The 10,101-nt window shown below is 67.3% G+C and carries 11 protein-coding genes; 2 read left to right on the top strand and 9 right to left on the bottom strand.

Going from position 1 to position 10,101, the window contains the following annotated elements; genetic code table 11:
* Positions 1–16: 16 nt before the first annotated feature.
* From G6N35_RS02535 to puuE, 4 genes are all read right to left on the bottom strand, one after another.
* Positions 17–1,027 carry a GDP-mannose 4,6-dehydratase gene (locus G6N35_RS02535; RefSeq protein WP_163802819.1) on the bottom strand — a complete coding sequence of 337 codons (1,011 nt, stop codon included), beginning with the start codon at positions 1,025–1,027 and terminating at the stop codon, positions 17–19.
* A gap of 9 nt (positions 1,028–1,036) precedes the next feature.
* Positions 1,037–2,062, bottom strand: coding sequence for a GDP-mannose 4,6-dehydratase (locus G6N35_RS02530; RefSeq protein ID WP_163802818.1), 1,026 nt, complete (start codon positions 2,060–2,062; stop codon positions 1,037–1,039).
* Positions 2,059–3,084: a glycosyltransferase gene (locus tag G6N35_RS02525; protein ID WP_407664499.1), complete on the bottom strand. Its 1,026-nt coding sequence runs from the start codon at positions 3,082–3,084 to the stop codon at positions 2,059–2,061. Before G6N35_RS02525 ends, G6N35_RS02530 begins: the two co-directional genes overlap by 4 nt.
* 423 nt (positions 3,085–3,507) lie before the next feature.
* Positions 3,508–4,437 (bottom strand): allantoinase PuuE, encoded by a 930-nt coding sequence (gene puuE / locus G6N35_RS02520; protein ID WP_246224172.1) that lies wholly within the window; start codon positions 4,435–4,437, stop codon positions 3,508–3,510.
* A gap of 63 nt (positions 4,438–4,500) precedes the next feature.
* Between puuE and G6N35_RS02515 the strand changes: the two genes are divergently transcribed.
* A complete protein-coding gene (locus G6N35_RS02515; protein WP_163802817.1) occupies positions 4,501–5,856 on the top strand; it encodes a cryptochrome/photolyase family protein in 1,356 nt (451 codons plus the stop codon).
* Positions 5,857–5,920: 64 nt separating this feature from the next.
* Complete coding sequence (locus G6N35_RS02510) at positions 5,921–6,175, top strand: DUF2631 domain-containing protein (RefSeq protein ID WP_163802816.1); 255 nt, start codon at positions 5,921–5,923, stop codon at positions 6,173–6,175.
* 91 nt (positions 6,176–6,266) lie between these two features.
* Here G6N35_RS02510 and rlmN read toward each other — a convergent pair whose 3' ends face one another.
* The 5 genes from rlmN to G6N35_RS02485 all read right to left on the bottom strand — a co-directional run bounded on the left by rlmN (position 6,267) and on the right by G6N35_RS02485 (position 10,095).
* A complete protein-coding gene (gene rlmN / locus G6N35_RS02505) occupies positions 6,267–7,358 on the bottom strand; it encodes a dual-specificity RNA methyltransferase RlmN (RefSeq protein ID WP_163802815.1) in 1,092 nt (363 codons plus the stop codon).
* 25 nt (positions 7,359–7,383) lie between these two features.
* The gene (locus G6N35_RS02500; protein ID WP_163802814.1) at positions 7,384–8,253 is read right to left on the bottom strand and encodes a phosphatidate cytidylyltransferase; all 870 of its coding nucleotides are present in this window, start codon (positions 8,251–8,253) and stop codon (positions 7,384–7,386) included.
* Positions 8,254–8,276: 23 nt separating this feature from the next.
* On the bottom strand, positions 8,277–8,834 hold the full coding sequence (gene frr, locus G6N35_RS02495) for a ribosome recycling factor (RefSeq protein WP_163802813.1): 558 nt from the start codon (positions 8,832–8,834) through the stop codon (positions 8,277–8,279).
* 12 nt (positions 8,835–8,846) lie between these two features.
* Positions 8,847–9,614: a UMP kinase gene (pyrH, locus tag G6N35_RS02490; protein ID WP_163802812.1), complete on the bottom strand. Its 768-nt coding sequence runs from the start codon at positions 9,612–9,614 to the stop codon at positions 8,847–8,849.
* 127 nt (positions 9,615–9,741) lie between these two features.
* Entirely contained in the window at positions 9,742–10,095 is a 354-nt protein-coding gene (locus G6N35_RS02485; RefSeq protein WP_163802811.1) for a Fe-S protein, read from the bottom strand.
* Between the last annotated feature and the right edge of the window lie 6 nt (positions 10,096–10,101).

The raw sequence follows: 10,101 nt of genomic DNA, 5'->3' as shown, positions 1-10,101 counted from the left end.
AGCAGGGGTTCGCTGGTCATAGGTCTCCTCCTACGGCATGTTGCGGCATTGCGATCTCGTCGAGGTCGTGGCGCACCATCGCGGCCACCATGTCGGTGAAATCCACCGACGGTTGCCAGCCCAGGACGCGCCGGGCGTAGAGGGAATCGCCCACCATCTCCACCGGATCGGTCGGCCGGCGCAGGGTGGCATCGGTCTGCACGAACGAGTGCCAGTCGTCGATTCCGACTTCGGCGAAGGCAGCCGCCACGAAGTCGCCGATCGAGTGCGAGATTCCGGTCGCGATCACGAAGTCGTCCCCCACCCCTTGCAGGGCGATCCGGTACAGCGCATCGACATAGTCCGGCGCCCACCCCCAGTCCCTGCGGGTCTGCAGGTCACCAAGCGTGAGTGAGTCCTGCAGGCCACGGGCGATCCGCGCGACCGCTGCAGTGATCTTCCGCGTCACGAAATGTGTCGGGCGAAGCGGTGATTCGTGGTTGTAGAGGATGGCGTTGGAGGCCGCCAGCCCACGCGAACGATAGATCACACACATCATGTGGCCCAGCGCCTTCGACGCACCGTAGGGCGAGGTGGGCTCGATCGGGGTGGCTTCGGACTGCGGTGATGAGGCCGCCCCGGAGAAGATCTCCGCGCTGGAGGCGTTGACCACAACGATCGGACTACCCTGCTCGTCCTGAACCCGCAGGCAGGCGTCCAGCAACGCGGTCGTGGAGCTGGCGTTGAAGTTCAGTGTCGACACCGGATCGGACCACGACGCGGCCACCGAGGTCACCCCGGCCAGATGGAAGACGTACTGCGGGTCAATGCTTTCGATGAGCCGCAGCACGGCGTGCCGGTTCTCCAGGTCCACCCGGTGTTCGACGACCGGCACCCCTGGCGGGGTCCGTCCCGGCGGTGAGCCAGGCCGCACCGTCCCATGCACGGTGAAGCCGAAGGCATGCAACAACGGGGCCAGGTACTGGCCGTCCTGCCCGGTGACACCGGTGATCAGAGCGGTGCCTGCCGATGGTGGTGGGTAAGCCATCGGTGCCGGCTACAGCGCGGCCGCGCGCATGGCACGCGACTCGCTGTCGAGATCGCTGTACACCATCATCTCGATGAGCTCGCGGAAGCCCACGCTCGGCTGCCAGCCGAGCACCCGCTGCGCCTTGGTGGCATCGCCCACCAGCAGGTCCACCTCGGCTGGCCGGATCAGCGACTTGTCCAACTGGACATAGGGTTCCCAGTCCTCGATCCCCACCGTGGCGAACGCGATGTCCAGCATCTCGCGGATGGAATGGGTACGGCCGGTGCAGATCACGTAGTCATCGGCGACGTCCTGCTGCAGCATGCGGTACATCGCCTCGACATAGTCGCCGGCAAAACCCCAGTCCCGGCGAGCGTCGAGATTGCCGAGGGTGACATGCGACTGACCGCCCAGCGCAATCCGCGCCACCGCTCGCGAGACCTTGCGGGTGACGAATTCGACTCCGCGCCTTGGGGACTCGTGGTTGAACAGGATTCCCGAGCTGGCGTGCATATCGTAGGACTCACGGTAGTTGACGGTCATGTAGTGGCCGTACACCTTGGCCACGCCGTAGGGCGACCGCGGCCACAACAGCGTCGATTCGGTCTGCGGCACCTGCTGGACCTTCCCGAACATCTCGGAACTGGAGGCCTGGTAGAACCGGACCTTGCGACCGGCGATGTCCTGGTAGAGCCGAATGGCCTCGAGCATGTTGAGGACCCCGCCACCGGTGACATCGGTGGTCAACCGAGCGTTGCGCCAGGAGTACGCCACGAACGAGACCGCTCCCAGGTTGTACACCTCGTCGGGCTCGGCAATCGTCAACGCGCGCATCAAACTCGACATGTCGAGCAGGTCGCCGGTGACGATCTGCACACCGGGGACCGTCTCGCGCAGCATCACCTCTTTGGGATTGTTCTGGCCCCGGATCAGCCCGTAGACGGTGTACCCCTTGGACAGCAGCAATTCCGAGAGGTACAGCCCGTCCTGTCCGGTGACGCCGGTGATCAGCGCCGACTTCTTCGGCTCGTCGATTCCTGGAATGAGTCTCATGCCGCTACCCCTATGGTCGCTTGTATTTCGGAACGCAGCCCGTCGATGAATCGGGCTTCGCTGAAGCGCTCCATTGCGCCGCGGATCTCGCCCTCGTCGAATCGCGAGGACTCCAGCAGTCGGACGGCGCGAGCGATCTCGGACGCCTCCGGTCGATCGAAGAACACCCCGGTGCCACCGTCGATCACGGTGTCGACGAAGCCTCCCCAGCGCAACACGATGCTCGGCCGGCCCCAGACCCCGGCCTCGATCGGGGTCAGCCCGTAGTCCTCGTAGCTGGCCGCCACCACCGCACGACAGTTCTGATACAGCCACACCATCTCGCTGTCCGAAAGGCCTTCGAGCATGAGGACATTGGCGGGAGCGAGGGCGCGAATACGCTCGGCCTCGGGACCACGGCCCACGACGATCAGCCGCCGATCCAGGTCGGCGAACGCACGTACCACCTGATCGACGTTCTTGTAAGGCAGCAGACGCGAGACGCACAGGTAGAAGGCGCCGTCGGGCCGTTGCGCACCGGAACGCGCCAGCCAATCCGTCACGTCGTCGATCGTTGTCGCCCGCTCGGCGCCGGTCATTGCGACCGGCGCGGGGAGCACCGGAGCGTCGATGCCGTACGCGTCGCGGATGCGGGTCTGGGTGACCGACGAGATCGCGACGTAACGCTGGCAGGACAGCGCCGCGCGCTTGTCCCACCGCTTGAGGTAGGGGCCGAGGGCGGCCAGGACGGCCCGCTTCATCACTCCGGCCCCCTCGCCCAGATACATGTCGCTGGCGTAGAGCCACCGCGCCGGGGAGTAGCAGTAGACGAGCTTCTCCCCCGTGGTGCGAAAGCCATGCGCCCAGCCGCTGGAGCTGGTGATCACCAGATCCGCGTCGACCGTCATCGCCTGCGCGGCGAACGGGAGTACCGGCAACGCAGCACGATGGTGCCGCCGCAGCGGTCCCACCCGGTTGAGCGGGGAGACCCGGATGTCGCGGTCGGCGAACTCCGGATACGTACCTTCCGGCTCGTATAGCAACGTATAAATGGGAGCTTCTGGGAAAGCTCGGCTAATTGCTAGAACAACCTTCTCGGCGCCGCCGCGTTGCGTCAGATAGTCGTGGGCGATCGCCACGGGGTACGAACCGATGTCGTCCCTCCCAAAGTCGGCCGCCCCCACTACGCAAGCCCTGTGCCAATGGCACCGTGGACTTCGTTGGCGCGGTTAGGTTTCCCGACCCGTGTGAATATTCAAACTTGACCGGGCTGGACCCACAACCCCAGACGGCCGTCGTGTCTGGTTGTTCACATTTCAGTAATTCGTGTAACAGGCACCGGTAGAGATTTTGTTGCCGCCGAAAATGTTGCTCTAGCAGCAAAATGTCATTACCGAATTTACAGACGAGATAGTTAATTTGTGCCGGTTATCACAGCGCTGGCCGCGACGCGAAGATGCGGTCCGCTATGCGAAGGGAACGGGAAAACGCTCGATCCAGTGCCGCGCAATGTCCACCCGGCGGGTGATCCACACCTTGTCGTGCGATTGCACATGGTCCAGGAACCGCTCCAGGGCAGCGGTGCGGGCGGGCCGCCCGGCCAGCCGGCAGTGCAGTCCGATCGAGAGCATCTTGGGCGAGCCGGCCACGCCCTCGGCGTAGAGCACATCGAAAGCGTCGCGCAGGTGCGCGAAAAATTGCTCGCCAGAAGGAAAACCACCGGCACTGGCGAACCGCATGTCATTGGTGTCCAGCGTGTAGGGCACCACCAGGTGGTCGGTACCGTCCACCGTCGTCCAGTACGGCAGATCGTCGGCATAGGAATCGGAGTCGTAGAGGAAGCCGCCGTGCTCGACCACCAGGCTGCGGGTCTGCGGAGAATCCCGCCCGGTGTACCAGCCCAGCGGCGGCGCTCCGGTGAGCTCGGCGATGAGGTCCACGGCCCGGGCCATGTGCTCACGTTCGGTGGCGGCGTCGACCAGCTGGTAACTGATCCAGCGCAGGCCGTGGCAGGCGATCTCGTCTCCGCGCGCCGTGAACGCCGCCACCGCCTCGGGGTTTCGGGCCAGCGCCATCGCCACGCCGAACACGGTCAGCGGCAGGTCGCGCCGGTCGAAGACCCGCAGCAGGCGCCACAGCCCAGCACGTGAACCGTACTCGTAGAGCGACTCCATGCTCATATGCCGATTCGGGAATGCCTGGGCGCCAATCATTTCCGAGAGGAACGTCTCCGATGCGGGATCGCCGTGCAGGACGTTGTTCTCCGCACCTTCCTCGTAATTGAGGACGAACTGCAACGCGATGTGGGCCTGCCCGGGCCACTGCGGATCCGGCGGGTGCGGGCCGTAGCCGACCATGTCACGCGGGTATCCGGCCGCACCGTCGACGGGGTTCATGGCTGCATTCTGGCAGGCAACCCCGACCGGCACCGGGCGGAAAGACAAGGCAGCATGGATGACATGTCGTCCACACTGCTGTGGTTTCGCCGCGATCTTCGCGTGCACGACCTGCCGCCACTGCTGGAAGCCGCCGCCGACAGCGCCGAGGTACTCGGCGTCTTCGTCCTCGATCCGCGGCTCGAACAGTCCTCAGGGCCCCGCCGCCTGCAGTTCCTGGGCGACTCGCTGCGTGCACTGGCGGACACGCTCGACGGCCGGTTGCTGATCGTCCGGGGCCGGCCCGAGACCCAGATCCCGGCGCTGGCCGCCCAGATCGAGGCCGACACCGTCCACATCTCCGCCGATTTCAGCCCGTTCGGCACGCGCCGCGACCGGACGGTCGCCGAGGCGTTGGCCGGCGACGGCCGGACAGTGCAGGCCACCGGGTCCCCTTACCTGGTCTCACCGGGCCGGGTGACCAAGGACGACGGCAGTGCCTACAAGGTGTTCACCCCCTTCCTGGCCCGGTGGCGCGAGGTCGGCTGGCGTGGGCCGGCCCAGTCAGCGCAGGCCGGCGCCTGGATCGACCCGGACACGCTCGCCGGCGTCGACCGGGTCGAAGCCCCCGACCCGGGCGCGACGATGGATGTCGAGGCCGGCGAGGCCGCCGCGCGGCGCCACTGGGACGAGTTCGTGGATACCGGGCTGGCCGACTACGCCGAGGACCGCAACCGCCCCGACAAACCGGGCACCAGCCGGATGTCGGCGCACCTGAAGTTCGGGACCATTCATCCCCGCACCATGGCCGCCGACCTCGACGTGCGAACCACCGGTGCCGCGGCCTACCTGCGCGAGCTGGCGTTTCGCGACTTCTACGCCGCCGTGCTGGCCGAGTGGCCCGAGAGCGCCTGGCGCAATTGGAACCGCAACTACGACGCCATCGAGGTCGACACCGACGCCGCGGCGAAGACGGCCTTCGACGCCTGGACGCAGGGCCGCACCGGGTATCCGATCGTGGATGCCGGGATGCGCCAGCTGCTCGAGACCGGGTTCATGCACAACCGGGTGCGCATGATCGTCGCCTCCTTCCTGGTCAAGGACCTGCACCTGCCCTGGCAGTGGGGCGCACGGTGGTTCCTCGACCAGCTCGTCGACGGGGATGTCGCCAACAACCAGCACGGCTGGCAGTGGTGCGCGGGGTCCGGCACCGACGCCGCCCCGTATTTCCGGGTGTTCAACCCGACCGCGCAGGGCGAGAAGTTCGACCCGGGCGGTGACTACGTGCGCCGCTGGGTCCCCGAGCTGGCGGGGCCCGACGTGTTGGTCACCGACGTCCACAAACTCAAGGGCGGGCGGCCCGCGGCCTACCCCGAACCGATCGTCGACCACGCCACCGAACGGGTCGAGGCGCTGGCGCGTTACGGGCGGATCGGCTGAGCCGGCCGGGGGTGGGTGTGCCAGAATGACGGCAGTTGCCGATCTGAGTCCGACAGGAGCCGCAATGCCCAGCACCGAGGTGGAGCGCTACAACGACGTCGACCCCGCCGACGTGCCCTCGGCCGCCTGGGGTTGGAGCAAGATCGACTACCGCGCCTGGTACACCTTCGGCATCTTCGCCATCGGCTTCCTGCTGCTCATGCTTCGCGGCAACCACGTCGGCCACGTCGAGGACTGGTTCCTGATCGGCTTCGCCATCCTGGTCGCCGGGGTGCTCATCCGCGACTGGTGGGGCCGCCGCCGCGGCTGGCTGCGCTAAGCGCGCCGCACTGCGCCGAGATCGACGATCTGGCGCGATCTACTCGCACAACCGCTGCGAGACGTCGGTTTCGGCGAGAAGAGAGCGGTACCTAGCCTTCGGCGGCAAGCTGACCGCAGGCCGCCGCGATCTCGCGGCCGCGGGTGTCGCGGACCGTGCACGACACTCCCTGGGCGCGCACCCGGCGCACGAACTCCCGCTCCACCGGCTTGGGACTGGCATCCCACTGGCTGCCTGGCGTGGGGTTGAGCGGAATGAGGTTGACGTGGGCCAGCGGCCCGAGGGCGCGGTGCAGCTTCTTACCGAGCAGGTCGGCCCGCCACGGCTGGTCGTTGACGTCACGGATCAGGGCGTACTCGATGGACACCCGCCGGCCCGTCACGTCGGCGTAGTAGCGCGCGGCGTCCAGCGCCTCGCTGACCTTCCACCGGTCGTTCACCGGCACCAGGGTGTCACGCAGCTCGTCGTCGGGGGTGTGCAGCGACAACGCCAGCGTGACGCCGAGGTGTTCGTCGGCCAGCTTGCGGATCGCCGGTGCCAGCCCGACCGTCGACACGGTCACCGACCGGGCCGAGATCCCGAACCCCTCCGGCGGCGCGGCCGTGATGCGCCGCACCGTGGCCACCACCCGGGCATAGTTCGCCAGCGGCTCCCCCATCCCCATGAACACGACGTTCGACAACCGCTCACCGAACTCGTCGCGTGAGCTCACCGCGGCGGCCCGCACCTGCTCCAGGATCTCGGCGGCCGACAGGTTGCGGGTCAGCCCGCCCTGACCGGTCGCGCAGAACGGGCAGGCCATCCCGCAGCCGGCCTGCGAGGAGATGCAGACGGTGTTGCGATTCGGGTAGCGCATGAGCACCGACTCGAACGTCGTCCCGTCGTGGGCGCGCCACAACGTCTTTCGGGTCTCGCCGGCGTCGCACTCGATCTGGCGGGCAGGGGTCAGCAAGGTGGGGAACAGGGCGTCGCCGACGGTGTCGCGCACCGCGGCGGGCAGGTCGGTCATCTGCTGGGGGTCGGCCAGTAGCCTGCCGTAGTACTGCTGGGCCAGTTGCTTGGCGCGGAAAGCGGGCAGACCCAACTCGGTCACCGCCGCCACTCGAGCCTGCGCATCGAGGTCGGCGAAATGCCGCGGCGGCAGTGCGCGACGCGGGGCCTCGAAGACCAGCTCTTGTTTCATCTCATCCAGTATCGCCGCAGCGCGCTCACGCCAGCAGCGTCAGCACGATCCAGCCCACGACCGCTGACGGCAGCATCGCGTCGATCCGGTCCATGATCCCGCCGTGGCCGGGTAGCAGCGTGCCCATGTCCTTGATGCCCAGATCCCGCTTGACCTGCGACTCGACCAGGTCACCGAGCACGCCGGTGATCACCAGCATCAACCCCAGCGGAACGCCCACCCAGGCCGGCTTGTGCATCAGGAAGGTGACCGAACACACCGCAGCGGCGATGCCGAACAGCAGCGAACCCCCCAGCCCCTCCCAGGACTTCTTCGGGCTGATCGCCGGAGCCAGCAGATGCTTGCCGAACAGCACCCCGGCGGCATACCCGCCGATATCGGCGAAGACCACGGTCGCGATCACCGTGAAAACCCGTACACCGCCGTTGTCCTGCCGGATCAGCAGCGCGGTGAAGCTGGCGAACAACGGCACCCAGGTGGCCAGCAGCACGGTGGCCGCGATATCGCGCAGGTAGTTGACCGGCTGCTCGCGCAACCCCTGCCCCACCAGCCGCCACACCATGGCGAGCACGATCGTGCCGCCATAGGCACCGAGCGTGCCCGCCACCCCCCAGGGCCAGGCCAGCCAGATCATCGCCTGGCCGCCCACCAGCAGCGGGATGGTCGGCAGCGTGTAGCCGTGTTCACGAAGGCGCCGGATCACCTCATGGGTGGCGATGGCGATCGCGCAGGCCAGCAGCGGGAACCACCACGTCGGCGCGAACAGCAGGCTGCCGATGGCCATCGCGCCGAGCACCACCCCGACCGCGATGGCGGCCGGCAGGTCGCGTCCGGCACGGGACGTCTTCTTCTCCGGCACGTCGGAGCCGGCGGTACCGGAGTCGGTGTCTGCCACGGTCGGTGAATGCTGAGCGGTCCTCAGACCTCCAGCAGTTCGCCTTCCTTGTGCTTGACCAGCTCGTCGATCTGGGTGACGTAGGTGTGGGTGGTCTTGTCCAGATCCTTCTCGGCGCGGCCCACCTCGTCCTCGCCGGCCTCGCCGTCCTTCTTGATCCGGGCCAGTTCCTCCATCGCCTTGCGGCGGACGTTGCGCACCGAGACCTTGGCGTCCTCGCCCTTGGACTTGGCCTGCTTGACCAGGTCGCGGCGGCGCTCTTCGGTCAGCTGCGGGATGGAGACGCGGATGATGTTGCCGTCGTTGGTCGGATTGACCCCGAGGTCGGAGTTGCGGATCGCCTCCTCGATGGCGCGCAACTGGTTGGACTCGTAGGGCTTGATGACTACCATCCGGGCCTCGGGGACGTTGATGCTCGAGACCTGCGTGATCGGTGTCGGCGATCCGTAGTAGTCGATGACGATGCGGGAGAACATGCCGGGGTTGGCCCGGCCGGTACGGATGGAGGCCAGATCGTCGCGCGCGACGGCGACGGCCTTCTCCATCTTCTCTTCGGCGTCGAACAGCGCCTCTTCAATCATTGCGGTGTCCCTCTAGGTCGTGACCAGCGTCCCGATCTTCTCACCTGCGACGGCCCGGGCGATATTCCCGTCGGTCAGCAGGTTGAAGACCAGGATTGGCATTCCGTTGTCCATGCACAGGCTGAACGCCGTGGCGTCCGCGACCCGCAGTTCGCGGTCGATGACCTCGCGATGGCTGATCTCGGTGAGCAGTTGCGCGTCGGGGTTCTCCCGCGGGTCGTCGGTGAACACGCCGTCGACCGCCTTGGCCATCAGCACCACGTCGGCACCGATCTCCAGGGCACGCTGGGCGGCGGTGGTGTCGGTGGAGAAGTACGGCAGGCCCATACCGGCGCCGAAGATCACCACCCGGCCCTTCTCCAGGTGCCGTACCGCACGCAGCGGCAGGTAAGGCTCGGCGACCTGACCCATGGTGATCGCGGTCTGCACCCGGGTGACGATGCCCTCCTTCTCCAGGAAATCCTGCAGCGCAAGGCTGTTCATCACGGTGCCGAGCATGCCCATGTAGTCCGAGCGGGTGCGCTCCATACCGCGCTGTTGCAGCTGCGCACCGCGGAAGAAGTTGCCGCCACCGATGACCACGGCGACCTGCACACCACTGCGCACGACCTCGGCGATCTGGCGGGCCACCTGGGCGACCACATCGGGGTCGAGGCCGACGGCCCCGCCGCCGAACATCTCGCCGCCGAGTTTGAGCAGCACGCGCGCATACTTCGGGCGCAGCGGACGGGACTCGTTCGCCGACGGCTCGACGCCGTTGGTGCTGGCCGGCTCCCCCATCAGACTCCTCGGATTCGTCGGGCTCCTGGCATGAGAGTGCCATCCCGGCGACGCCCGAGACGGCACTTCCATCCTGCCTCATCGCCGAACTGGGCGAATGGCCGGGTCACGGGGCTGTGACCGGCCCTCACCAGAGCACGGCGACGGCGGCTGCCGCGAACGAGAGTGCACCCACCGAGAGGAAGATCGGGCGCGGTACCGGTTCACCGGTGCGCCGCTGCCGGGCCGCGCCCATGCCGAGGAGTCCACCGATCACGATCAGGATCGCGAGCTTGATGCCAATTTTCGGATAGTTGTGCACGATGCCCGCCGGCCACGGCGCGGCCAGCACCAAGCCGGTGAGCAGCGAGAGCAGCAGCCCATAGTCCATCACCGGGGTGACCCGGAAGCGCCGGGCCGCCGCCTCGGCGACCCACGAACCGAACGTCACGGCGAACCCGGCGATGTGCAGCAAGACGACTACGTTGCGTAGTAGCTCCATGCGCGC

The sequence above is a fragment of the Mycolicibacterium anyangense genome (assembly GCF_010731855.1).
Lineage (GTDB): Bacteria > Actinomycetota > Actinomycetes > Mycobacteriales > Mycobacteriaceae > Mycobacterium > Mycobacterium anyangense.
This window is presented reverse-complemented; position numbering and strand designations above follow the sequence as displayed.

Coding starts and splice junctions, on each gene's coding strand:
- G6N35_RS02535 (WP_163802819.1), bottom strand. CDS start 1,027: ATGGCTTACCCACCACCATCGGCAGGCACCGCTCTGATCACCGGTGTC.
- G6N35_RS02530 (WP_163802818.1), bottom strand. CDS start 2,062: ATGAGACTCATTCCAGGAATCGACGAGCCGAAGAAGTCGGCGCTGATC.
- puuE (WP_246224172.1), bottom strand. CDS start 4,437: ATGAACCCCGTCGACGGTGCGGCCGGATACCCGCGTGACATGGTCGGC.
- G6N35_RS02515 (WP_163802817.1), top strand. CDS start 4,501: ATGTCGTCCACACTGCTGTGGTTTCGCCGCGATCTTCGCGTGCACGAC.
- G6N35_RS02510 (WP_163802816.1), top strand. CDS start 5,921: ATGCCCAGCACCGAGGTGGAGCGCTACAACGACGTCGACCCCGCCGAC.
- rlmN (WP_163802815.1), bottom strand. CDS start 7,358: ATGAAACAAGAGCTGGTCTTCGAGGCCCCGCGTCGCGCACTGCCGCCG.
- frr (WP_163802813.1), bottom strand. CDS start 8,834: ATGATTGAAGAGGCGCTGTTCGACGCCGAAGAGAAGATGGAGAAGGCC.
- pyrH (WP_163802812.1), bottom strand. CDS start 9,614: ATGGGGGAGCCGGCCAGCACCAACGGCGTCGAGCCGTCGGCGAACGAG.
- G6N35_RS02485 (WP_163802811.1), bottom strand. CDS start 10,095: ATGGAGCTACTACGCAACGTAGTCGTCTTGCTGCACATCGCCGGGTTC.